Genomic DNA, 23,587 nt, shown 5'->3' on the forward strand with positions numbered 1-23,587 from the left:
TTTTGTTCCGGCATCTTCGATGAAACAGGTCGTCAAGCTCGCTCTTCGCTGTCCGATCACCGTCTGCGTCACAGGTCTGCTTTGTGTCTTGTCGGTGGGGTGCTCGCAATCAGCCAATGAGGTCAAGCCGGCGGGGTCGGTTGATCACGCGAACGACTTACAAGGGGTGAGTGAATCCACTCAGCAAGCGGCGCTGAACGTTCCCGAGGATGACCTGTCAATCGAGGCCATCGCCAAAGAGATTGAGCAAGGGCACATCGCTAACGCTCAAAAGGCGATCAACAAACGTTTGATCGCTGATCCCGGCGACGAAGCGACCATTGAACTGAATGCCGACTTGCTGTGGAAAAATAACAGTCATGATGCGGCAATCGAAGTTTATCGAAGCTTGATCCAATCCGACAAAACGCCCGCGAGGTCATTGTTGGTCAAGTTGATCGATGCCTACATCCAGACCGGCCAGCCCTTTAGCGCTGTCGAAACGCTAAAGACCGCAATCAAGCATTACCCTCGCTTCACGCAATTCCACTACGACATCGCTGGGATTGCCGCCGCGGTCGGAATCACCGATGAAGGTGTGCCTTCGCTGCAAACGTTGATTATGCATGGCCAGTCGGATCTGGAAACGGTCACCATCACCACCAACCCCGGGCGAGTCAAACCGGACTGGGAGTACTTGTTTCGTTTGGTACACACGCACCCCGAGCGTGAAGAATTGCAACTCGGTTTGGCCGCCATCGACATCTCAAACGTGCGTTACGACGATGCCGCTAAGAAACTTGAGATGCTGCTTGAGCGGCGTCCGAAAATGGCGCGAGCACAGTTGCTATATGGCAAGTGTTTGGTCGAAATTAACGACGTCGAAAGGCTACGCAACTGGGTCGACAATCTGAAGGTCGATCTGAGCGACAGTCCCGAGTACTGGAACGTGATCGCGCTTTGGGCGCAAAACCGCGGCGAGCACGAAGAGGCCTGCCGGGCCTATTGGGAAGCTCTCGACCGTGACCCAAGTAATTTCAAAGCGATGATCGGCTTGCACCAAAGTTTGCTTCAGGTTGGGAAGCTTGACGACGCCGAAACGGTTGCTCGCTATATCGAGCTAGAAACTGAACTGCGAAGCGCTCTCAATGATTTCTTCGAGACCAAGGAATCCTCACAGCGTCTGGGGCTGTTGATCGCGACGACGGTCTATCAACTCGGTCGTCCTTGGATCGCGGAGGCTTGGGCACGCCATGCCTTGCGACTTCCCAACGAAAAGGTCGCTGGGATTACTGCAACGTACAAACAGATCCGTAGCGAACTGACAAAGAATACTCCGTGGCAACAACGCAAAAAGTCGCTGCCGGTCTTGTTGGCAGACCTCGCCACCCTGCCTCCGCCCCAATGGCATTTCCCCGAATCAGGTTCCAATCAAAACATCGCGACCAAAGCCCCGATTCCGCGGTTCGTCAACGAAGCCGTGCTGCGTGGCTACGAACATTCGTCATTGAAAGACGTCAAAGGGGGCAAGAACGGATATTGGATTTACCAAACCGTTGGTGGTGGCGTTTCAGTGTTGGATTTTGACCTCGACGGTTGGCCTGATTTAGCGTCGGCGATGCTGAACGGAACACCGATGGAGGTCGATTCATCGCCAAATGAGCTGCACCGCAATCTTCAAGGCAAGATGATGCGTTGCGATGCGCACGCAAACTATGTTGATCATGGGTTCGGACAAGGGATCGCAATTGGTGATGTCAATGGCGACGGATTTCCAGACATGATCGATTTGAACATCGGCGAGAATCGGTACTACCAAAACAACGGCGACGGGACGTTTACTGATCTGACTGAGACGCTTGGGTTGAAGGGAAAGCGTTGGTCGACATCGGGCGTGATCGCCGACCTCGATTCCGACGGAGCGTTGGATTTTTATGAGGCCTGTTACTGTGACGGGATGGAGCCGTATGAAAAGCATTGTGGTGGCGACAGCCATGTCACGACTTGCTCGCCCCTGTTCTTCGCGGCACAAGACGACGTGTTGTGGCGTGGCGGTGAATCCTTGGCGGTTCGCAACGCTTCAACATCATTGGGCGAAGTCGCCGCAGCCGGGCGAGGGTTGGGGATCGTTGCCGGATATTTCGATGAGATTCCGGGGATGGATTTTTATGTTGCGAACGATATGTCGGCGAACCATCTGTGGTCTCCGTCAGGTGATGGTGACGAAGCAAATTGGACTGAAGTCGGAACGGTTCGTGGCGTTGGTCTGAGTGGGATCTCGCTCGCGCAAGCCTCAATGGGAATCGCCGCGGCTGATCCCGACTTCGATGGCGATATCGATTTTTACGTGACACACTTTTCAACCGATTACAACACGTACTACGAACAGGTCGCACCAGGAAGCTGGGTCGACAAGACATACCAAACCGGGATGTTGGAACCGACGATGACCTGGCTCGGTTTCGGAACGCAGTGGGTTGATATGACCAATCACGGCAACCTCGAGCTATTTGTTGCCAACGGTCATGTGAACAAACCGGCAGACGGTTCAGGTGGGTACATGATGAGACCACAACTGTTTGCACGCCAACCGAATGGCCGTTGGAAGGAACACGAGCCAGCAACAATTGGGACCTACTTCGAACAAGAGCATCTTGGACGCGCGGTCGCATACGCAGATGTTGATCGTGATGGGCGAAACGATCTGGTCGTGACCCATGTCGCCGAGCCATCTTCGATCTTGATCAATCACACCGATACGACGGGGCATTCATTGCGTTTCTTCTTGAAGGCAACCGAATCCGTCCGCGATGCGGTGGGGGCAAAAGTCACGATGACCATCAACGGGCGCAGCAAGACTTTCCAGTTGCTTGCCGGTGACGGATACATGTGCACCAACGAAAAGTGCATTCATGTCGGACTCTCGAATGCGACCGAAGTCACTGACGTTTCGGTCACTTGGCCGTCAGGTAATGTCACAAATTACGGGAACGTTGCGGCCGGACATGACTATCTGTTGGTCGAATCGCAAGATCTTTTTGAATTGGCCGGCGAGTGACGATCGCTTAACCACGGCGGAAAATAAAGTACGCCGCACCGATGATGCAGAGCGTTGCCCAGAGATAATCCCAACTCAGTTTTTCCTTCATGTAAAACAACGCGAAGGGAATGAAAACGGTGAGCGCGATCACTTCTTGCATGATCTTTAACTGCCCAAGTTTCAGAACCGTTGACCCTAGTCGGTTGGCCGGAACCTGAAGCATGTATTCGAAAAACGCGATGCCCCAGCTGACAAGGGCAGCGACAATCCATGGCTTGGTAGAGAGATTTTTGAGGTGACCATACCAAGCGAAGGTCATGAAAACGTTGCTACAGATTAGCAGCAAGATCGTTGTCAAAGTTGGAGGCATCGATGGGGCTACTCGCCGATCACGTCTGTGGCGGATTCCGCCGATGGGTCTGACGCCTCGGTGCTCGTCACCGGGCCTTCGAACTGATACGTGATGATCTCACCGTCGATTTGAACCCTAATGATGTTGAACTCCGGTTGGAGGGTGACCATCGTGGTTAGCCCGTTGGAGCGTGGCTGAACTTCTTTTTCGAATTCTGCGTGAATTGTCTTGCCATCGTTCAAGCTGATCATTGCGAGGTCGATTTTGGGCACCGACCGGTTGACCGTGTACGCCGTTTGGGAACGACTGAGGAAAATGACTGGCGAATTGAACGGTTGGTGAATCGTGATGCCCCAAGGGTCAGCCAAGTTTCGTTCCCACTGCAGGTCGCCTGAATTCAAGTCAATTGACATGATTCGGTGAGCGGGTTGATGGAAGTCGCCTTGCTGGGTTCGCATGTCGCCGCGACCTTGGGTGATCATGTTTGCCGCGAATACGATCAGCCGGCCATTCATCCACATCGCATGCATGGATTGAAGTTGCTCGAATGGCTTCGTGGTGTGTTCGCAGATCTGAGTGCCTGCCGTCAAATCCCAGACCAGTAGCCGCCCGGTGCTATCGAATAGCACCATGAAACGATCTTGGATGATCCGTCCGGCACCCGCGCCTTTGCCCTGAACGAGAGGTTGTTTTATTTTTGCTTCCGTTTCCAAGACGATCTCGTTTGTAAACGGATTGATCAAACGAACCGTTGCAGCAGACTGCTCGTCATTGGTTTCATAGGCCAGGACGTGGTTGCCGGAAGTGGTCCAGATTTCACCATGTTCCCACGCCGATTCGCTGAGGTTCCGACCGTCAAACAAGTTGAACGTCGTGATTTCGGAAACCACTCCCTTCATTTGTGAAACGACCGCTATCGTCCCTTCGTTAACGACCATGTGACCAATCGTTGGCGCATCGGAGTTGCGCCACATCATTTCGTTTGTTCGCAAGTCGATCGATTGTAAGTCACCTGAATTCAAGACCAAAAGTCTGTCACCCAGCGTCGGACCGATCCGAAGTTCACTAATGACATTCGCGGCGGCTGAGTTTGTTGGGTAGGAGTACGTCGTGTCACCAAAAGCCGTCGGTCGTGATTGGCGTTTGTAGTTGGACGCCGTTGATCCAAAGTCTCGCGTCCAAACAAGGGCTTCACTTCGGCGGCCACCTTTCATCTGGGCCAAGTTGATTGCCGAGATCCTGCCCGGACGCTCGGAGATCATCAGTCCGCCGCTGATACTTGCCGTGCGATCGCTATTTCGAACTGAGCGGGGCTCGTCCGTTGGTATGGGGATCAATTGGCCGAGTGGCGTTTGCAAACGGACAATGTTTGGCAAGTTGACAATGTTCCAGCCGTCGAACGATTGGCCTCCTTCTATCGAAGGGCGAACGATGAATTGCGTCGGCGCCGTTGTCGGAATTCCACTCGAATTGATTTGTTGCCAATTCATTGTGACCGCTTGTGTGACGTCGATCACTGGCAGCGTGGACCGTTCGGGTTCAATCCGGCGAATCATCTCGCCGACTTCCTCCGATGCACCAGCGTCGGACTTGCTGATCGAATTCAACAGCCCAAGAGCGTCGGTGAACATCTTGGCCCGTTCATAGATCTTTGCCAGACGTAGTTTGTCTTCGTTAGCAATCTGGGGGCTTTCGGAATCGTCGCCTTGACGGGATTGGAAGACTTCAGACACTCGGTTTGGTCCGAGCAGCAACCGTTCGGCGGCAAAGTCGTTCTCTTCGTCCGTCAATCGATCCACCGCCGAGCGTACCAAGCTTTTTTCACCCAACGGACGCAGATGCTGCGTCGTAGCGAGCAGTTCTTGAGCCGAGCCGAAAGATCGCCTCTTTAAATCGTCTTCGACAATCGATTGCAGTTCCGGTAAGGATTCGCTTTCCCTAGCAAGCTTCATCAAGTCATACGCTCGAGCGGACAGCCAGCTATCGAGATCGCAATGACGCGTCGGTTCACGCAGCACGACAGAATCATTTTCGCTTCCTGGTCCGAGTTTGACGGCGGTCGCAGAAAGTTCCAGCAGACGCTTTGCCGCCGATGTGACATCCTTGTGCCGCAGTGACGCTTCCAGTCGAAGTGCCAAAAATTCCAAACGCTGCGTCGGGGTGTCGACTATTCGTTCGAGATCCGCTTCTAACTCCGCAGGCGGGTTGGGGTTTTCGCGGAGCTCTTTCAACATCAAGGCAATCGAAAGAAGCAGGACATCATCGCTGTCCGGATCAATCTGGCGTGCCGTTTGCAAAATCGCCAGTGCCTCGCCGCGATCGCCCTGCTCTGCCAACAGCAATGCTTTTTGAACCAACGCGTCAATGTTGTTTGGGTCTTCCTCTAGCAGACGCTCGACGCGCGGCCCCAAAGTCTTTTGTCCGAACGCGACCGCGATCATCGTCGGGCCTTGTGAAATGATTTCGCCGTCGATTGCAACCAGGTTGCCAAGCGGATACGTGGTTTGTAGTCGCTGTTCGACCTCGCCATTTGCCATCGAAATCTTGATCAGCTCGTTGCTGCTGGTTGGGACAATGTAAAAGCCTTCGCCGAACACACCGCGGCCGACAATTTGATCGCCTGCCGAAAGCATCTTGGTCGGTGACTGCCAAACCAAACGACCCGTTTCTAGGCTGTAGCTGGTGACTTGACGCGGACCGACAACAAGAAACTGGTCATCACGGATACCTGCGACGAAAAACGCATCCTGTCGAACTTTACTGAACAGCAACTTGCCATCGACGACTGAATAGCCAAATAGATTGTCCGTTGTGGCGGGTGTGACCAGGACACTGTTGCCCTTCGCAATCGCCATCGTGCTATGCCATCGTTGGCTATATTCCGATTGCGGTGACGTTCGTCGCGCACCAAAAATGACCGGTGCTCCGATCCGACGTTCATACGAATTGGCCCAACGAAGCGTGCGGTCGACGAGGTTGAATGCCACCGTCGCGCCAGTGCCGGTTGGGCAAATCAAAACGCCTTCGTGGTAAGTGATTAGGCTTCCTGAAATTCGCCGTTGCGGATCGAGCCCGATGGCAGCACCTTCAACTGCGATCAACTGCTGTTTCCAAAGCAGATTTCCAGTGGCAGGATCTAAACACGTCAGCAGGATATCACCCGACAATTCAACCAGCGTATACAGTTCGTCCTCGATCGAAATTGGTGGCGACAAAAAGAACGCTTCGTTTAATTCGCTCTCGACGGTACCGTTCTTGCCCAATCGCCAGAGGATCTTGCCTTCGGTTGCCAGATCCAATGCAACAAGAGTGTTCCGTCCGCTTTCGATCGGCTGCGTGCCTTGCACGCCAATCAGTGGATTGATGGTGACGTGTTGCGATGGACTTAAGTCATCCAGAAGGAACACGCGTTCGCCGTCACTGGTGATCTGACCATAGGGAATGTCATGAAAAACCGTTCGGGCCAATCGTTCGCCCGCTTCGTTCATTCCTACGTCTGTTGACAGTGCACCGATCGGATCTTCAGGTGCTTCTTCCGGGTCAAACCACGGGTACTGCCAAACTCGTTTCCCCGTGCGATGATCGACGCCACGGAGGCGTTCGGTGGTGCGCATCAGTAATTGGTCACCGACCAACAATGGAGTCCAACTTGGCGGGACCAATTGTCCGCTCGCCGCGAGCTCTTCGCTGGTTTCACGCAACGCATCCTCATCCAAAGGAGTCGCTGTTGTCACTAACATCCACCGTGGAGTGGTTAACGGCATCTGGCCGTCAGTGTTTTCGTTTCGGGATAGGCCGCCGCCAAGTAGTTCGTAGTCGGTCGCAGTTGCCAGCGAGTCGTGCTTTGGGAATTGATAGTGTTCGTCGATCCATTGACGCCAGTCTTGCACTTTCTCAGATTCAGATCCACCAACCGAAAGCGTCACGTCTTGATTCGCAAGCTCACGCGGCAACGATCGTTCGCCTAACCTGCAAGCGACCGCGTGCAACGCAATCACTGGCTGTCCCAACTGCTTGACCGCATAGCGGCTCATCACCACATCGTCCAGCAACATTGAAGCTGCCAAGGGATGGCCGCGATAAAGAGAACGCTGTGCCAATAAAAACGATGCTTGGTAGCCGGCAACGGTGTGAAAGTATTTTTGACGAACGTCACGCAGTTTCTTCCAGTCTCGTGTCGCCGTCGCTTGTTCCAGCCCTTGTTTCGCAAGGGCGCCATAGCGCAGTTCATAGATCTCCATTGCCGCATCGGGAAGTTGCCCAAGTAGATTGCGGCAGTGGTGAAGCAGACTCAGTTCCAGACGTTGTCCTTGCCGATCCTCGATCCCCAGAAAAAAGTCTTGTCCGGCAATCGATGGGTCTTCGGCAGCGGCATCATTGCGTTCAAGCAAATCACCGAGAATCAAAATCGCATCGCTATATCGCTCTTCGCCGATCGCGTTTTCAGCCTCACGTATCTGTTGGCTAAGCGACCGGGGTGGCTCGATGAACCTTGCAGCGTTTCGCTGGATGGAAGAACCGAATCGCTGCTGCTGGGCCGAGGCAACGCTGGGGTGCCAAGCCGTCAGCAAGCACGCTCCAACGGTTGCGAAAAGGAATGCGTGGACGAACGAGTGGCGGCAGTATTGCATCTGTCGATGTTCCGGGCTTAGCAGACGAGCTCGCGAATGTTTCAATTGAAGATCCGGTCTTCATTGTACCGGACATTCAAAATCACGAGATGGTCAAAATCGTTGACTGAAATACTCAACGAGCGTCCATCACATCGAGCGGTGACTTTCACCGCTGAGATCATTTAGCTGAGTGACGTCGGCAGTTGGCTGCCGATACGCTGTTCGATCGCACCACAGATCGACTGAAAGACGCCTTCTGCAGTTTGCATGGCATCAACGGATGAAACCAAACCGGCATCGCGATAATAGTCGAGGACGGGTTTGGTCCGCTGGTCGTAGATTTCCAAACGGGCTTGGATCGTTTCGTAAGTGTCGTCGGCCCTGCTTTCCTTCTGGGCACGCTCGAGCAACCGTTTGACCAGTGGATCTGACTCGGCGGCCAAGTGAATCACCATATCCAATGGCGCGTCTTTCTTGGCAAGGTATTCATCCAACATCCCTGCTTGGGCGACGGTCCGTGGGAAGCCGTCAAAGAGCGCGCCCGGTTGGCAGTCTGGCTTTCGCAGCCGCTCAACGACGTATTGCATCACCAGTTCGTCCGGCGCCAGATTTCCGCCGTCGATGAGCTGGGCGATCATCCGTCCGATCGGAGAATGCTCGCTCGTCGCACGCAACATTTCGCCCGTGGAAATGTGCGGGATGCCATAGTGCGAACTTAACTGTCGGCACTGGGTTCCTTTGCCCGCTCCTGGCGGACCGATAAATACAATTCGCACCTGCTGGACCCGTAAATACCGTCTTGGTTCAGTTTTGCGTCACACGAAAGAATACTGCGTTCAGCCGCAACTTTCACAATGGTGATCGAACACACAGTTCGGGACAACAGGTGAAACCGACTTCCAAGGACACCGTTGCGGAATGCCGGCGTTAAGAATTCCCCAACAAAACAGGTTGCGGGGCAGGACGCCGAACATTCAAGAATAGCGGGGAAGAGCTCCCCGCAGAAAATCACTATTTTCTTGTTCTGGCAAACGAGCGGCGGAGATCACAGCGAGAAAGAAACTCGCTGTAGATGCCGCCGCGTAACAGCGACGTTTGCTTTAAACGACGGGGGTGACGCCGCCGCCGGCACCTTCGAGAAGGCCGCGGTAATTACGCATCACCAAGTGGGCGTCGATCTTCTGCACCAAGTCGAAGGCGACACTGACCGCGATCAGCAGACCCGTACCGCCGTAGAAACCGGCGATGGAGTAAGGAACGCCAAGTGAGCCGTAGACGACGGTGGGAACGATCGCCACGATCGAAAGGAATGCTGCACCAACGTAGGTGATTCGCAGCATGACCTTTTCCAAGTAATCGGTTGTCCGCTTACCAGGTCGATAACCAGGGATAAACGTTCCGCTTTCCTTCAGGTTGTCCGAGATCTCTTTCGGGTTGAAGGTGATCGCAGTCCAAAAGTAGCAGAAGAAGAAAATCAGAGCGACATACATCAGACTGTAGATGAACGAAGCTGGATCATTGAGGGTCAGCCCAATCAGGTTCAACGCGTTGAACAAGAAGCTACCTGGCTCAAACAGTCCTGCGGCCGCACCGAGGGCGACGCCTGGAATCATCAACAAGCTGCTCGCGAAAATGATCGGCATCACACCGGCTTGGTTGATTCGCAGCGGCAAGAACTGGCGAGTTCCGCCGTAAACTTTACGGCCGCGAGTGAACTTGGCCGACTGAGTCGGGATCTTGCGCTGTCCGAGCGTGATAAAGACCACGCCGATGACGACCCCGATGAACAGCACGAACAACAGGATCAATGTTTCGATACCAACTTGACCGCGTGACAAGCCGGTCAATTGTGTTTCCATGTTGCGGACGAGCTCGTACAGAGCTTTCGGCATTTGAGCCAAGATACCTGCCATGATCAGCAAACTGATACCGTTGCCGATACCGTGTTCGTCGATTTGCTCGCCCAACCACATCAGGAAGATACTACCACAGGTCATCACTGCGACCGCGGTGATCTGCCATGGGAAATACAGCGCGGTACCGGTCGCGTTCAGGAAGTTCGGGTTGATGTTGCCGCCGCCGGGGCCGGTTGCAGTCAACATTACCGAAAGGTAGATCCAACTTTGGACCAGACAGATCCCGACCGTCAGGTAACGCGTGTACTCGTTGATCTTCTTTTGACCGGCTTGGCCTTCTTTCTTGAGTTCGGCAAGCGCCGGGACAGTCGTCCCGAGCAGCTGCAGGATGATCGATGCCGAAATATACGGCATGATACCCAGACCGAAGATAGTCAGCTGGCGCAAGTCACTTGCGGCAAACAAACTGACCCGTTGCAAGAAGTCGGCCGCCCCGCCACCGGCGGAATCCGTCGGTGTGTTGGAGACCATTGGCAATGGGATGTGGAAACCGATCCGATAGATCGCCAACAACCCAAGCGTCAGGAAAATCTTTTTCCGCAGTTCGGGAATCGTGAAGATGATTCGCAGTTTTTCAAGCATTCGCTCGACCCGTCAATGTTCGACAAAATGTTCTGCGGGAACTGTAGTGGTTTCAGTCGTTGACGGCGAGGTCAGTCGGACTGTCGCGAGCGGTTCTTGATGGAACCTTAGCTCCGCACTAGTTTCCAGCTTCCTTTAGTGCTGCGACGCGTTCATCAGGGGTCCGCTTGGCGACAAGCTTGTTGACGGTACCGCCGGCAGCTGTGATTTTTTCTTCAGCGGACTTGCTGAAACGGTGAGCCGAGACGGTCAACTTCTTGGTCAGTTCGCCGTCGCCAAGAATCTTGACTTCGTCGAACGTGCCTTTCGCGACGTCCTTTGCGGCCATTGCTTCGAGCGTGACTTCTTCACCGTCTTCGAAGCGATCATTCAACGTGCCAACGTTAACGGCGAACACCGTCGTTGCCCAGCGGTTGTTGAAACCACGTTTGGGAACGCGGCGGAACATTGGCATCGCACCGCCCTGGAAGTTCGGCTTACGGCTATAACCGCTGCGGCTCTTGTGACCTTTGTGACCACGGCCAGACGTTTTGCCGGTGCCGCTACCAGGGCCGCGACCGATACGTTTACGTTTGCGGTTCTTTTGAATGCCGCGATGGACATCGTTTAGGTTCATGACCAAACCCGGTGACTAAAATGTTTGTTCTGGTTGCTTCGAAATTGACTCGTGGTGCACCGCTTGGCGGCGTCAAGACCACGAGATTTAGTGTGCCGTCAGTTCTTCGACACTGATGCCACGCAACGCGGCGATTTCTTCACGGGTACGCAGCTTGCTCAGTGCGTCGACCGTGGCTTTGACCAAGGTAACCGGGTTATTGGTACCGTACGATTTGGTCAGAATGTCGTGGATGCCGCACGCTTCGCAGACCGCACGAACGGCTTGTCCGGCGATGATACCGGTACCAGCTCCCGCTGGGATCAGCGTGACTTTCGCGGCACCGAACTGGCCCCACACCTGGTGAGGAATACTTCCATCGACCAATGGGACACTGATCATGTCACGAGTGGCTTGCTTGGTTGCCTTTTGGACGCTTGGCGGGACTTCGTTGGCTTTGCCATAACCCCATCCGACGCGACCTTGGCCGTCACCGACGACGACCATCGCTGCAAAACTAAAGCGGCGACCACCTTTGACGACGGCAGCACAACGTTTAATTTTGACGACGCGATCGAGTAGCCCGTCTTCTTTGGGCTCCTCGGCTGCCTTGTTGCCGCGACGACGATTTTGGTTACTTGCGTTACTAATGGTTCCAACCCTCAGTGGACCGCTCGGATACCCGCGCGGCGATTGTATTGTTGACTGTTAGAGAACCAACCCGCCATCGCGAGCGGCATCGGCGAATGCTTTGACACGTCCATGATACTTGTTGTGGCCGCGATCCAATTTCGCAACGCTGATGCCGGCGGCACTTGCCTTTTCTGCAATCGCTTTGCCGATCTGTGCAGCCGCATCACAGTTTCCGCCAGCCGAAATCGACTCGCGGAGTCCCTTGTCGCGGGTGCTTGCACTTGCCAGGGTTCTGCCAGTGCTATCGTCGATCAGTTGAACCGAAAAGTGCTTGAGCGAGCGTTGCACGCACAAACGCGGACGATCGGCCGACCCACGAAGCACATTGCGAACGTGATGGCGGCGTCGCTTACGCTGTTTTTGAAGTTTCTTGTTCTTGTCCATAACAGTCCCGTCGCAGTGATCGCTTCGGTTGATTTGGTTGAATGATTCGTTGTTGACCTGGAACTATCGATGCGATTACTTGGTAGCAGCTTTACCAGGTTTAATCTTGACGTGTTCGCCTTGGTAGCGGATCCCTTTGCCTTTGTACGGCTCAGGCTTACGCAGCGAGCGGATCTCGGCGGCAAATTGTGTGACACGTTGTTTGTCACAGCCTTGGATCACGATGTGCGTTTGATCGGGGCAGTTCACCGTCAAGTCGGCGGGAATCTTGCGATGCAGTTCGTTGGCGAAACCAACACGCAATTGCAAAGTGTCACCGCTAATCGAGGCCAGGTAGCCGACGCCGACGATTTCGAGCTTTCGTTCGTAACCCTTTTCGACGCCTTCGATCATGTTATTGACCAACGCTCGCGTCAAACCGTGCAACTCACGTGCGGTACGATCTTCCGTGTCACGCGAAACGACAACGGTGTTGTCTTCGACGGCCACGTTGATTTCGGGACGGTGGATAAAGGTCAGTTTGCCTTTGGCGCCTTCGACGTTGATGACCCGATCGGCGACCGAGACGGTCACTCCGCTAGGGATTTCAACTGGTTTTTTTCCGATACGACTCATTTCAGGTCACTTGCTGAAAACGCCACGGGCGAGCCGGGGCTGGTCAAATTGATTCAATTGATCTTTTTATCGCAGCCGACCCAATTGCGGGAGGGCTGGACGTCAACGCGGCCGACACAACATGGCCGATCGACAATTTTCCGAGCCCATCCGCCGAGGTTCAGTCGTTACGGACGAGCTTCGTGATAAATACGTGCTAGGCGACTTCGCAAAGGATTTCGCCGCCAACCTTTTCACGGCGAGCTTCACGATCACTGATCACACCTTTGCTGGTGCTGATGATCGTGATGCCAAGTCCGCCAAGAACCGGTTTCAGGTCCTTGCAGTGGCAGTACAAACGGCGGCCGGGCTTGCTCATCCGCTTGATCGTTTGGATCACGCGTTCGCCGTTGCTACCGTACTTCAGCTCCAAACGCAGCTGGTTGACAGGTGTGTGCTCGACTTCTTCCCAATCCCAAATAAAGCCTTCGCGTTTGAGAACGTCGGCGATGCCTCGTTTCACGCGGCTAGCTGGGATATCCACATACGGGCGTTCAACACGAACGGCGTTGCGGATGCGGGTCAACATGTCTGCAATAGGGTCAGTCATCATGGCTTTTCGTCGCTCCGTTGCTCTACCAACTGGCCTTACGAACACCGGGGATCAAACCCAAGTTCGCATTCTCGCGGAAACAGATTCGGCAAATCCCAAATTTGCGATAGACCGCACGGGGTCGACCGCAGAACTTGCAACGGTTCTCGCGTCGGGTACTGAACTTCGGCTTCCGGTTTGCCTTGGCGATCTTTGATTTACTTGCCACGGGCGTCTTCTGGGGGTTTCAGCGTTTGAAAGGGTTTCAGTGTGAAACGGTTGGCTACAACAGTAAATTTGTCAGTCGCCTTTACGCGGCGGCATCCTTCTTTCCGGGGGCATGCTTGAACGGCATACCCATCAGTTCCAACAGCGTTCTTGCTTCATCATTTGTTTTCGCCGAGGTGACGAACGTTAGGTTCATCCCCTGTGGGCGAGTGAACTTGTCGGGATTCAATTCGGGGAAGACCAATTGCTCGGTCAGACCCAGCGTGTAGTTACCGTTGCCGTCGAAGGCTTTGCGGTTGATACCGCGAAAGTCACGGACACGCGGCAAAACGATCGCGACCAAGCGGTCCATGAACTCGTACATGCGTTGTCGACGCAGAGTAACCATGCAACCGATCGGCATCCCTTCGCGGAGTTTGAATCCGGCGATCGACTTACGGGCGACGGTGATCACCGGCTTTTGACCAGCGATTTGAGTCATCGCGTCGTTAGCCAGGTCCAAAATCTTCTTGTCGCCGATCGCTTGACCAACGCCCATGTTGAGCGTGATCTTTTCGAGTCGAGGGACTTGGTGTGCGTTGGCGTAGCCGAACTGCTCGACCAGCTTAGCGCGGATCGTGTCCTCGTAGGCCACTTGTAGTCGGGGTTTGTCAGACATCTTCGAGTTCTATTGGACGCTAAGACTTTTTGTAACTTTCACGAGCCGGTGCGATCCGGCCGAGGCTTTTGCCGCTCTTTTTGGCAAATCGTTCCTTTGAACCGTCATCCAAGTAGCGGACGCCGATGCGGGTCGGCTTGCCGTCGGTTGGGTCGATGACCATCACGTTGCTCGCGTGAATGGGCATTTCCTTGCTCAGGCGACCGCCTTGTGGGTTCTTTTGGCTGCGACGGACGTGCTTGCGGACCAAGCCGGCACCTTCGACGACAACCTTGTTTTTCTTTCGATCGACGACCAGGACCTTACCGCGGTGACCTTTGTCACCACCGGAGATCACCAGTACTTCGTCATCAACTTGGAGTAACATGGGGGTGTATCCTTTGGGAAGCGTTTCTCAGCCGGCAACGGGTCAAACGACTTCGTTGGCGAGGGAGACGATCTTCATAAAGTTAAGCTCACGCAGTTCGCGGGCGACCGCACCAAAGATCCGGGTGCCACGTGGGCCCTTGTCTTTGTCGATCAGCACGACGGCGTTGGAATCAAATTTGATGTAACTGCCATCTGCCCGACGAGTCGGCGTCTTCGTCCGTACGATTACCGCACGAACGATCGCCTTTTTCTTGATGTCGCTGCCGGGGATGACGCTCTTGACGCTGCAGACGATCACGTCGCCAACGGTGGCAAAGCGACGACGGCTACCGCCGAGCACTTTGATGCACATGACTTGACGGGCACCCGTGTTATCTGCGACATCGAGGCGAGTTTCTTGTTGGATCATAGTGATTTATCTAAATCAAAAATGGCTTATTCGCTTTCACTACCAGCGGCGGCTGCTTCGGCCTGCTCGGCTTCTTTCCGTGCCGCACGCAGGGCAACCAAGTCGACTTCCGTGCTCTTTTCGATCACGCGAACCAGTCGCCACCGTTTCAGCTTGCTCAATGGCTCGCTTTCGATGATTTCAACTCGGTCGCCGACGCTCGACTCGTTGTTCTCGTCATGCACATGGCAGACGGTACGGCGACGGACGTATTTCTTGTACTTGGGGTGCTTCACCCGCCGATTGATCTCGACGCGGCGCGTCTTGTCCATCTTGTCGCTGGTGACGATGCCCGAAACTACGCGTTTTGGCATTTTGCTTTGCTAACTTAGGCTGGTGTGGAGTTTGCTTCCGCTGCTTTGGATCGCTCGGTTTGGATCGTTTTGATCCGAGCAATCAAACGTCGGTTCTTTCGGATATCGCTGGGCGTATTCAAACGCTCCGACTGAGACTGGAAACGCAGACGAAACAACTCTCGAGCCGCTTCTGCTGCGGTCGCTTCGAGCTGTTCTTCGCTCATTTCTCTCAGTTCACTGTTGCTGGTCATTACCAGGCCCAATCGTGGTACGTTGGAATGAATCGATCTCGATGGTCACGCCAGACAACATCTGGCGTGACTCATCACATGGATTTAAAACGTTCGTCGCTCGACGAAACGCACTTTGACCGGCAGTTTGCTCGCCAAACGGGCGAAACAGACCTTGGCCTGCTGTTCGGTAACACCACCGAGTTCGTAAAGGATCGTGCCCGGCTTAACTACCGCGGCCCAGAAATCTGGTTCCCCTTTACCCTTACCCATCCGAGTTTCCAGCGGCGTGCTGGTCACACTCTTGTCTGGGAAGATCCGGATGTAGAGTTTTCCTTCACCACGGACATATTGTTGGGCCGCGATACGGCCCGCCTCGATCGTGGTCGCCTTGATCCACCCGGGTTCCAGAGACTGGATCCCGAAGTCACCAAAGACGACCCTATTGCCACGAGTCGCACTACCTTTTATGCGACCTCTTTGGCTTTTTCGATGCTTGACCCGTTTGGGCATCAACGCCATCGTTGTCGTCTCCGTAAGTTCCTTGGTTAATCCAGACTTGAATACCAATGTGCCCCTGTGGCGTCATGGCTTCAGCGGTCCCGTAATCAATTTTCGCTTGCAAGGTGCTCAATGGAATCGAGCCCAAGCTTTGTTTCTCGCGGCGTGCCATTTCGGCTCCGCCCAATCGGCCGGCCAACTGGATCTTGATCCCTTTGGCTCCGGCATCCATGGTTTGTTCCAGCGATCGCTTCATCGTACGACGGAAGCTGGACCGCTTTTGCAGTTGTTGCGCGATGTCTTCGGCAACCAACTGTGCTTGCAGTTCTGGACGACCGACTTCTTCAACCTTCAAGTTGATTCGTCGACCGATCAGGTTTTGCAGCTCGGCCTGCAGGATCTCAATCTCTTGACCCTTCTTGCCGATGATCAGCCTGGACGTGCGACGTACAACATCACGCGAACTTCATCACGAGTTCGCTCGATCTCGATACGGTCGATTCCGGCGTTCTTGTATTGTGTCTTTTTCGGATGGTTGGTTATGAAGTTACGCAACTTGCGATCTTCAACCAGCAGGTCCGCAAAATCTTGCTTGGACGCATACCAGCGGCTCGACCAACCCCGGGTCACACCGGTTCGAAAAGCGATCGGGTTTACTTTTTGTCCCATCGTATAGTTCTCTTTTTCTGTTCCGTGACCGGTTGAGCTTAGACTTCTGCGATTTCTTCGATCGGTGTGACCGAAACGCTGATGTGGCTGCTTCGTTTCTTGATGATGTGGGCACTACCACGAGCACGCGGTCGCATACGGCGGAACATTGATCCGCCATCGACGCGTACGTCGGTCAGTACCAACTCTTCAATCCGATGCGGGTTGCCGGAGGTTTGGTCGGGGTCGAGTGCGTTTGCAACTGCACTGCGAATGACCTTTTCCAGCATTCGTGCACCGCGTTGTGGCTGGAACTTCAGCAGGTCCAACGCCTCATCGGCGTATTGCCCGCGAACCAGGTCCGCAACCAATCGCACTTTGCGTGGACTGATGCGGGCATTGCGATGGCTTGCTTTAAATGTTGACATCGATCGACCTTACTTTTTCTTGCCGCCGTGGCCTTTGAACGTACGCGTCGGCGCGAACTCACCCAACTTGTGCCCTACCATGTCCTCGGAGACCAGCACGGGAACGTGCTTACGGCCATCGTGAACAGCGAAGGTGACGTTGATGAACTCGGGGACGATCGTGCATGATCGCGCCCATGTTTTGATAGGGGTCTTCTTACCCTCTTCAGCCTGCTTCTGCACCTTGAAGTACAGCTTCGGGTCGACGAAGGGACCTTTCTTGCTACTGCGGCTCATCGTGATTCAGTTACGTGTCGCGCTGGGATGGAATGGATCGGCGTTTGTTAACGCAGTTTCAACTGACCGTATCGCTTGCTCTTGCGGCGGCGAACGATCGAGCTGTTACTGGGTTTGCGTTTTTGTCGTGTTGCACCACCCTTGGCGCTCTTGCCCTGCGGGCTCACCGGGTGACGTCCGCCCTTGGTTCGGCCTTCACCACCACCGTGCGGGTGGTCGATCGGGTTCATCGCGGTACCGCGAACGTGTGGGCGACGGCCCAACCAACGTGCACGGCCAGCTTTACCGAGGACAATGTTCATGTGTTCGCTGTTGCCAACTTGACCGATGGTCGCACGGCAACGGCTGGGAATCCGGCGGACTTCACCGCTAGGAAGTTGGATCTGTGCCCAATCCGCTTCACGAGCCATCAGGGTCGCACCAGTTCCTGCCGATCGGCAGAGAACCGCACCACCACCGATTCGCATCTCGATGCAGCAAATCGTCGTTCCGAGAGGAATGTTCTTCAACGGCAAGCAATTGCCCAACGTTGGAGGCGCTTCGGCACCGTTTTGGATTTTGTCACCCGCTTTCAGCCCGTTCGGGGCAACCACATAGCTCTTTTCCCCGTCGGGGTACTTCAGCAACGCGATACGCGCCGAGCGGTTCGGGTCGTATTGGATCGAATCGACGATTGCGACGACACCATCCTTCACGCGACGGAAATCAATGATGCGATACTTCTGCTTGTGACCGCCGCCACGGTGACGTGCCGTGATCTTGCCTTGGTTATTTCGGCCGCCGGTCTTTCGCTTCGGCTTCAGCAGGGACTTTTCGACCTCGTAGCCCGGCGTCAGCTCTGCAAAGTCGCTGACAGACGCGTTGCGTCGTCCGGCGCTGGTCGGCTTGTAGATGCGAATTCCCATCGCGAATGTCTTGGGGTTCTAGTGAAATTGATGTGTTGTTGTGATTCGGTTTCGTCTAGATCGGCCTAGAAGAAATCGATTTTGTCGTCTTCGTGCAGGTGCACGATTGCCCGACGCCAGTCGGAGGTGCGGCCGAAACCACTGCGGGTACGTTTCGTCTTACCCTTGCGGTTTTGGGTGCAGACCTTCTCGACTCGAACCTCGAACAACTTTTCGATAGCCGCTTTGATCTCTGGCTTGGTTGCCATTTGATGAACTTCGAAAGCGTATTCGTTGTGCCGCGTCGCGCGGTGAACGCCTTTTTCAGTTACCAAAGGACGAAGCAGGATCTGGTGAGGCTCAAGCTTGATCTTGGTTTCGGTCGGAGCCGGTGGTTGGATTCTTGCCATGGTTGCTACTCGGGCGAGTTTGCCTGATGGTTACCTTGTTACTCGGCTGCGGCGTTGGCGAACGTGCCGTCTTTGATTCGATCCAATGCATCTTTTGTGACAAGCATGCGGTTTGGACGAAGCACCGAGAGAGCGTTCAGCTGTCGTACAGGTTGGACTTCAACACCTGGGATGTTGCGACCACTCTTGTAGATCGAGCTGTCCATTTCGGCAGTCGCGATCAGTGTGGTGGTTCCGCCAAGACCAACAGCTTTCAGGATCGATGCGATCAAAGCAGTCTTGGGCGACTCGAACGCCAGGCTGTCGATGACAACCAACTCGCCGTCGTCGATTTTGCTGCGAATCGCCATGCGTGTGGCGCGTTGCAACGCTTTCTTCGGTAGGCGATAGCTGTAATCGCGAGTTTTAATTGTTTTGGTCGTACCACCACCACGGCGAACGTTGGTTCGCTTGGAGCCGGCACGTGCATGGCCGGTACCTTTTTGGCGGTACATCTTTTTATTTGTTCCGCTAACTTCTCCACGTGTTTTCGCAGAGTGCGTTCCTTGACGCTGGTTAGCTTGGTACATCACGACCGCGTCGTGCAGAAGTTGCTTGCTGATGCGATCAGCAATCTGCTCGGTGTCGATTTCGTACTTTCCGACCTCTTCGCCGGACTGGTTGACAATCGGTAGCGTTGCCATCGGAATTATTTCACCTTGTTCGTTTGACGAATCGAAACCAAACCGCCATTGGGTCCAGGGACAGCGCCCCGGATCAGCAGCAAGTTGTCCTCGGGGACAATTCGGACGAGTTCCAGATTCCGAGTCGTAATCTTGACGTTTCCGTACTGACCGGCCATGCGGCGGCCTTTGAACACGCGGCTAGGCGATGCACTGCAACCAGTACCACCAGCGTGCCGGTGAACTTTCTTGACACCGTGTGAAGCACGTTGACCGCTGAAGTTGTGCCGTTTCATTACACCGGCGTAACCACGGCCTTTGCTGGTGCCAGTAATATCAACGCGGCTGATGCCTTCGAAGATATCGACGGTGACTTGGCTGCCAACGTTAAGATCAGATTCGCCACGGAACTCGCGAATGAATCGCTGTGGCTCGCAGCCAGCCTTTTCGACCAACTCAACACCAGCTTCGCTACGCTTTTTAGCTCGCTTGCTGTCAAGTTTGGCAACGTGGCCTCGCTCTGAACGCGAAGCCAGGCGGCGCGGTTTGTCTTCGAAACCCAATTGAACTGCGGCGTACCCGTCACGCTCGAGCGAACGGACTTGCAGGACATTGCAGGGACCGGCTTGAACCACGGTTACAGGAACGACGCTGCCGTCTTCCTGGTAAATCTGGGTCATGCCAATCTTGCGACCAAGTAGTGATGGTGACATAGCTCTCGCACCACGGGTTTACCGTGGAGACTCACTGGCTCGTATCGGGGTTTCGAACTTTCCGGCCCGAACCACAAGCTGAGCAACTGCCTCTGTTGTGTCGGGCAGCGGGTGCCTGGGTTATCGGGCTCGGAATCCGTTCATACACGGAATACCGGATGTGTGTTTTTGTTTTTGACGTTTCACCTTGCCGCACGAAGTGCGACCAGGTTTTGTGCCACGGTTGCGGTGGCTCGCAAAGTGTTGCCTGCAAGTAAAGCTTGCCGGCAAGGAACTAGCGTGCCGAAGCTTTGATTTTGATATCGACGCCAGCTGGAAGGCTGAGCTTGTTCAAAGCCTCGATCGTCTTCGCAGTTGCTTGGACGATGTCGATCAGTCGCTTGTGAGTTCGGATCTCGTACTGCTGACGAGATTTCTTGTTCACGAACGGGCTGGACAGAACCGTGTATCGCTCAATGCGAGTTGGCAACGGAATTGGACCGTGCACTTCGCTGTGAGTCCGCTTAACGGTATCCACAATCTCCTGGGCACTCTGGTCCAACACGGAGTGGTCGTATGCTTCCATACGAATACGGATGACCTCGTTTGCTCCGGCTGACACGTTAGTAGTTCCAAAAAAGAGTGGGTAGAAACGAACAAAATCTTGCTTGCAAAAGCGAGGGTTTCGCGAGTCGCGAAGGCCTTTGCTTCGACTCCCTGTTTGACCTCAGTCTTGCAGGGAGGCGAGAATGTAGATTTGGTCGTGCCAAGCGTCAACGGCTCTTCGCAAAAACCTCAAAAAAGTTTCTCTTGTTGGATGCCCGGTTTAGGGATGGCGGGCAGAGCTTGCGGGTTATGCCGCGAAATATCGCTGTCCCTGGGGCGTTTTGCCCCGTAAAAGGTACGGTTTGTGGCGGGGTTTTGCTGGTGATGGACACTTGTTGGTTGGCGAAGAAGTGTTCGATTGGCTCGAGATTAGCGAGTAGGTGAAATGAATCAGGTTCTGGGGCTTTGGCGCGACACGTGGTGGGTGTGGGTTTTGTTTGTTGTGATCACGGTCGTGCTTGGTGTTGTGGTGGGGCGGTTTTTCTACATGCTGCTGCTGTGCTTGCCGGTGCCGTATCTGTATTTCGCGTTTAATCGCTATGGCGCGGATGGTCGCGAGAAGCCGGATCTTGGCTGAGTTGTTTTTGCCTCGTGCTCGTGCTCGTGCTCGTGCTCGTGCTCGTGCTTGTGTGTTTCGCAGTCCCGGTGGCGGTTTTGGTTTTGGCCGCGGTTTGTCGCGGCTTCTTCGCGCACGCTTTGTTGTGGGTGTTGCCGCCAGTGTGGCTCCGGTTGCGGGGTTTGGTTTGCTTTGGCCGTGCGGCTCTGTTGTGTAGTTGGGTGGTCTGCAGTGCGCTCTGGCTTTAGGGTGGCCCTGCTTTGTTGTGTCGTGGGCTTTGTTTGCGGGGCGGTTCTGTGTGGAAACGAAAAAAGCCCGCTGGTGTGAACCAGCGGGCTTTTGTTCTTTTGAGAGCGGCTGATGGGATTCGAACCCACGACAATCACGTTGGCAACGTGATGCTCTACCAACTGAGCTACAGCCGCTTGCGTTTGCTTGAGGAGCAAGAGATTAGCAACACTGAAACGATCGGCAAGCCCTTCTGTGAACTTGATCGGAAATTCTTTTAGGCGAGTTCTTGGTGTCCTCTCCGCTTGGTGGTGCGTCGCCGAATTTGGAGGGGAGATGGGTTGCTAAACGTATCGCGATTGACGTCGATTGCCGATAAAAGGTGCTCCGTGTGGCGGGTGTGCCGGTAGTTGGCCGATCGTCCAGATTGCTCATCTGACGCAAAATATGTCGACATTCAAGACATTGGCTTGCCGATTTTTGCTCATCCGCGATAGATTACGGGCTTCTTCAACAAAAACACAAAATCGCAGAAGCGGTCCGCGCCGTGCAGAGAAGCGGCGAGTGTCTGTTCAAGCGACTTGATAAGTCTCAATTCACTTCCCCATTTTTCCGCGAAGGTTTGCCACAGGATGTCCACGTCCATTGATACACCCGAAACGGCCGAAAGCCCACAGTTGCAACTGGATGTCCAGGTCAATACGACTCAGGCTTGCGTACGCGAAGTCGTCGTGACGATTCCTTCGGCCGAAGTTCAGCGTTACCTCAAAGAAGCGTACGACGAATTGGTTCCCGAGGCACAGGTGCCCGGTTTCCGAAGTGGTCGTGCACCGCGCCGCTTGGTCGAAAAGCAGTTCAAAGACCGCGTTGTCGAGCAGGTCAAAGGCAAGCTGTTGATGGACAGCTTGACCCAAGTGACCGACAGCGAATCGTTCTCTGCGATCAGCGAGCCTGACTTCGATTACAACTCGATCCCTGAACCAGGCGATGGTGATTTCACCTACCAGTTCACGATTGAAGTTCGCCCCGACTTTGACACTCCCGAGTGGAAAGGTTTGGAGCTGAAGAAGCCGACCGAAAACATCGACGAAGAAGCAATCACCGAAGCATTGGATCGTGTTCTTCGCGATCGTGCGAACTGGGAAGCGACCGAAGAGCCCGCGGCCGCTGGCGATCGTGTTGTCGTCAACATCGTGTTCACCGAAGGCGGTAAAACGGTTTCGAAGCTCGAAGAAGAGCTCGTCACTGTGGCTGACAAGTTGTCGTTCACCGACGGTTTGTGCAGCGAGTTTGGTAAAGACGTCATCGGCAAAAAAGAAGGCGACAAAGTCACCACCAAAGTCGAACTGTCGAACACCGAAGACGACGAAGAGAAGCGTGAGTTGAGCGCCGAAGTCACCCTCGTTGAAGTCCAGAAGTTGGAAAGCGTTGAGCTGACCAGCGAATTGCTTGACGAACTCGGCGATTTCGAATCCGAAGAAGAACTCCGCGGCTTCATCAAGGAATCGCTAGAGCGTCAATCGGAATACCGCATTCAGCAGCACATTCGTCGTGAAGTGTCGAACTTGCTGAGCGATGCGGTCAACTTTGAGCTTCCCGAAGATTTGGTTCGTCGCCAAACCTATCGTGAAATTCAACGTCGTATTCTGGAATTGCAGCGCAGCGGTTTTGACCAAACGCAAATTCGCGGCATCGCAAACGCGTTGCAGCAAAACGCACGTGCTTCGACCGAGTCGGCGTTGCGTGAGCACTTCGTGTTGGAGCAAATCGCAGAAGAAGAAAAAATCGATGCGACTCCAGAGGACTTCGAAGCCGAAATCATGTTGATTAGTCAACAGAACGGCGTGAACCCACGTAAGACTCGCAGCCGTCTGGAAAAGAGCGGCCAGATGGACGCCCTGCGGAACCAAATTGTCGAGCGTAAAGTCATCGACATGATCGTCGAGAACGCTAAGGTCACCGAAGAAGACATGTCCGGTGAAATGGACGATTCGAACGGCCAGAGCTATCCCGTCGAATTCAGCATTCTTGGAACTCGCAATGATGCCGCGATTCCAGAAGCGAAGTACGAAGACAACTCGGTTCCAGAAGCAAACTCCGACAAGGACAAAGAGTAAGGAACCGAGC

Annotated in this window: 26 protein-coding genes, 1 tRNA gene and 1 pseudogene; 3 read left to right on the top strand and 25 right to left on the bottom strand. The window is 54.4% G+C overall.

The genetic code is table 11. The features are described 5' to 3' along the window. The first annotated feature begins 19 nt into the window (after positions 1 to 19). Entirely contained in the window at positions 20 to 3,037 is a 3,018-nt protein-coding gene (locus tag CGZ80_RS24175; protein WP_094418244.1) for an FG-GAP-like repeat-containing protein, read from the top strand. A 7-nt stretch (positions 3,038 to 3,044) separates the two neighbouring features. On the opposite strand, the gene CGZ80_RS24180 is transcribed toward CGZ80_RS24175, so the two are convergent. The 24 genes and pseudogenes from CGZ80_RS24180 to rpsJ form a co-directional block, all read right to left on the bottom strand. Further along, entirely contained in the window at positions 3,045 to 3,389 is a 345-nt protein-coding gene (locus tag CGZ80_RS24180) for a DMT family protein (protein WP_094418245.1), read from the bottom strand. A gap of 8 nt (positions 3,390 to 3,397) precedes the next feature. Next, positions 3,398 to 8,002, bottom strand: coding sequence for a PQQ-binding-like beta-propeller repeat protein (locus CGZ80_RS24185; protein WP_094418246.1), 4,605 nt, complete (start codon positions 8,000 to 8,002; stop codon positions 3,398 to 3,400). 164 nt (positions 8,003 to 8,166) lie between these two features. Next, positions 8,167 to 8,760: an adenylate kinase gene (locus CGZ80_RS24190; RefSeq protein ID WP_094418247.1), complete on the bottom strand. Its 594-nt coding sequence runs from the start codon at positions 8,758 to 8,760 to the stop codon at positions 8,167 to 8,169. A 324-nt stretch (positions 8,761 to 9,084) separates the two neighbouring features. Beyond that, positions 9,085 to 10,482, bottom strand: coding sequence for a preprotein translocase subunit SecY (gene secY / locus CGZ80_RS24195; protein WP_094418248.1), 1,398 nt, complete (start codon positions 10,480 to 10,482; stop codon positions 9,085 to 9,087). A 118-nt stretch (positions 10,483 to 10,600) separates the two neighbouring features. Then, a complete protein-coding gene (gene rplO / locus CGZ80_RS24200) occupies positions 10,601 to 11,098 on the bottom strand; it encodes a 50S ribosomal protein L15 (protein WP_094418249.1) in 498 nt (165 codons plus the stop codon). A gap of 87 nt (positions 11,099 to 11,185) precedes the next feature. After that, positions 11,186 to 11,728: a 30S ribosomal protein S5 gene (gene rpsE, locus CGZ80_RS24205; RefSeq protein ID WP_094418250.1), complete on the bottom strand. Its 543-nt coding sequence runs from the start codon at positions 11,726 to 11,728 to the stop codon at positions 11,186 to 11,188. Between the two features lie 57 nt (positions 11,729 to 11,785). Further along, positions 11,786 to 12,154, bottom strand: a complete 369-nt coding sequence (rplR, locus tag CGZ80_RS24210) for a 50S ribosomal protein L18 (RefSeq protein ID WP_094418251.1) — start codon at positions 12,152 to 12,154, stop codon at positions 11,786 to 11,788. Positions 12,155 to 12,229: 75 nt separating this feature from the next. Beyond that, positions 12,230 to 12,769, bottom strand: coding sequence for a 50S ribosomal protein L6 (gene rplF, locus CGZ80_RS24215; RefSeq protein ID WP_094418252.1), 540 nt, complete (start codon positions 12,767 to 12,769; stop codon positions 12,230 to 12,232). Between the two features lie 196 nt (positions 12,770 to 12,965). Beyond that, on the bottom strand, positions 12,966 to 13,361 hold the full coding sequence (gene rpsH, locus CGZ80_RS24220; RefSeq protein ID WP_094418253.1) for a 30S ribosomal protein S8: 396 nt from the start codon (positions 13,359 to 13,361) through the stop codon (positions 12,966 to 12,968). Positions 13,362 to 13,383: 22 nt separating this feature from the next. Then, positions 13,384 to 13,569 carry a type Z 30S ribosomal protein S14 gene (locus CGZ80_RS24225; protein WP_094418254.1) on the bottom strand — a complete coding sequence of 62 codons (186 nt, stop codon included), beginning with the start codon at positions 13,567 to 13,569 and terminating at the stop codon, positions 13,384 to 13,386. An 81-nt stretch (positions 13,570 to 13,650) separates the two neighbouring features. Next, positions 13,651 to 14,226 carry a 50S ribosomal protein L5 gene (gene rplE / locus CGZ80_RS24230; protein WP_094418255.1) on the bottom strand — a complete coding sequence of 192 codons (576 nt, stop codon included), beginning with the start codon at positions 14,224 to 14,226 and terminating at the stop codon, positions 13,651 to 13,653. A 19-nt stretch (positions 14,227 to 14,245) separates the two neighbouring features. Beyond that, positions 14,246 to 14,593: a 50S ribosomal protein L24 gene (rplX, locus tag CGZ80_RS24235; protein WP_094418256.1), complete on the bottom strand. Its 348-nt coding sequence runs from the start codon at positions 14,591 to 14,593 to the stop codon at positions 14,246 to 14,248. Positions 14,594 to 14,635: 42 nt separating this feature from the next. After that, the gene (gene rplN / locus CGZ80_RS24240) at positions 14,636 to 15,004 is read right to left on the bottom strand and encodes a 50S ribosomal protein L14 (RefSeq protein ID WP_094418257.1); all 369 of its coding nucleotides are present in this window, start codon (positions 15,002 to 15,004) and stop codon (positions 14,636 to 14,638) included. Positions 15,005 to 15,030: 26 nt separating this feature from the next. Beyond that, positions 15,031 to 15,357 (bottom strand): 30S ribosomal protein S17, encoded by a 327-nt coding sequence (rpsQ, locus tag CGZ80_RS24245; protein ID WP_094418258.1) that lies wholly within the window; start codon positions 15,355 to 15,357, stop codon positions 15,031 to 15,033. A 14-nt stretch (positions 15,358 to 15,371) separates the two neighbouring features. Next, positions 15,372 to 15,590 carry a 50S ribosomal protein L29 gene (gene rpmC / locus CGZ80_RS24250; RefSeq protein ID WP_094418259.1) on the bottom strand — a complete coding sequence of 73 codons (219 nt, stop codon included), beginning with the start codon at positions 15,588 to 15,590 and terminating at the stop codon, positions 15,372 to 15,374. Between the two features lie 84 nt (positions 15,591 to 15,674). After that, complete coding sequence (gene rplP, locus CGZ80_RS24255) at positions 15,675 to 16,091, bottom strand: 50S ribosomal protein L16 (protein ID WP_094418260.1); 417 nt, start codon at positions 16,089 to 16,091, stop codon at positions 15,675 to 15,677. After that, a pseudogene (gene rpsC, locus CGZ80_RS24260) lies at positions 16,030 to 16,739 on the bottom strand (30S ribosomal protein S3). Before rpsC ends, rplP begins: the two are co-directional and overlap by 62 nt. A gap of 38 nt (positions 16,740 to 16,777) precedes the next feature. Continuing rightward, complete coding sequence (rplV, locus tag CGZ80_RS24265) at positions 16,778 to 17,146, bottom strand: 50S ribosomal protein L22 (protein ID WP_094418261.1); 369 nt, start codon at positions 17,144 to 17,146, stop codon at positions 16,778 to 16,780. Positions 17,147 to 17,155: 9 nt separating this feature from the next. Further along, entirely contained in the window at positions 17,156 to 17,422 is a 267-nt protein-coding gene (gene rpsS / locus CGZ80_RS24270; protein WP_094418262.1) for a 30S ribosomal protein S19, read from the bottom strand. Between the two features lie 47 nt (positions 17,423 to 17,469). Next, positions 17,470 to 18,327 carry a 50S ribosomal protein L2 gene (rplB, locus tag CGZ80_RS24275; protein WP_094418263.1) on the bottom strand — a complete coding sequence of 286 codons (858 nt, stop codon included), beginning with the start codon at positions 18,325 to 18,327 and terminating at the stop codon, positions 17,470 to 17,472. A gap of 65 nt (positions 18,328 to 18,392) precedes the next feature. Continuing rightward, positions 18,393 to 18,716 carry a 50S ribosomal protein L23 gene (rplW, locus tag CGZ80_RS24280; protein WP_094418264.1) on the bottom strand — a complete coding sequence of 108 codons (324 nt, stop codon included), beginning with the start codon at positions 18,714 to 18,716 and terminating at the stop codon, positions 18,393 to 18,395. Between the two features lie 38 nt (positions 18,717 to 18,754). Further along, positions 18,755 to 19,399, bottom strand: a complete 645-nt coding sequence (rplD, locus tag CGZ80_RS24285) for a 50S ribosomal protein L4 (RefSeq protein ID WP_094418265.1) — start codon at positions 19,397 to 19,399, stop codon at positions 18,755 to 18,757. A 5-nt stretch (positions 19,400 to 19,404) separates the two neighbouring features. Then, entirely contained in the window at positions 19,405 to 20,058 is a 654-nt protein-coding gene (gene rplC / locus CGZ80_RS24290) for a 50S ribosomal protein L3 (protein WP_233148636.1), read from the bottom strand. A gap of 307 nt (positions 20,059 to 20,365) precedes the next feature. Continuing rightward, complete coding sequence (gene rpsJ, locus CGZ80_RS24295) at positions 20,366 to 20,692, bottom strand: 30S ribosomal protein S10 (protein WP_094418267.1); 327 nt, start codon at positions 20,690 to 20,692, stop codon at positions 20,366 to 20,368. A 369-nt stretch (positions 20,693 to 21,061) separates the two neighbouring features. Here rpsJ and CGZ80_RS24305 point away from each other — a divergent pair, with 369 nt between their 5' ends. Next, positions 21,062 to 21,253 (top strand): hypothetical protein, encoded by a 192-nt coding sequence (locus CGZ80_RS24305; protein ID WP_094418269.1) that lies wholly within the window; start codon positions 21,062 to 21,064, stop codon positions 21,251 to 21,253. Positions 21,254 to 21,584: 331 nt separating this feature from the next. Here the strand turns inward: CGZ80_RS24305 and CGZ80_RS24315 are convergent. Then, a tRNA-Gly gene (locus CGZ80_RS24315) sits at positions 21,585 to 21,657 on the bottom strand. Between the two features lie 435 nt (positions 21,658 to 22,092). Between CGZ80_RS24315 and tig the strand changes: the two genes are divergently transcribed. After that, positions 22,093 to 23,577: a trigger factor gene (tig, locus tag CGZ80_RS24320; RefSeq protein WP_094418271.1), complete on the top strand. Its 1,485-nt coding sequence runs from the start codon at positions 22,093 to 22,095 to the stop codon at positions 23,575 to 23,577. Positions 23,578 to 23,587 lie beyond the last annotated feature (10 nt).

This window comes from Rhodopirellula sp. MGV, from assembly GCF_002251265.1.
In the GTDB taxonomy this organism is placed as follows: domain Bacteria; phylum Planctomycetota; class Planctomycetia; order Pirellulales; family Pirellulaceae; genus Stieleria; species Stieleria baltica_A.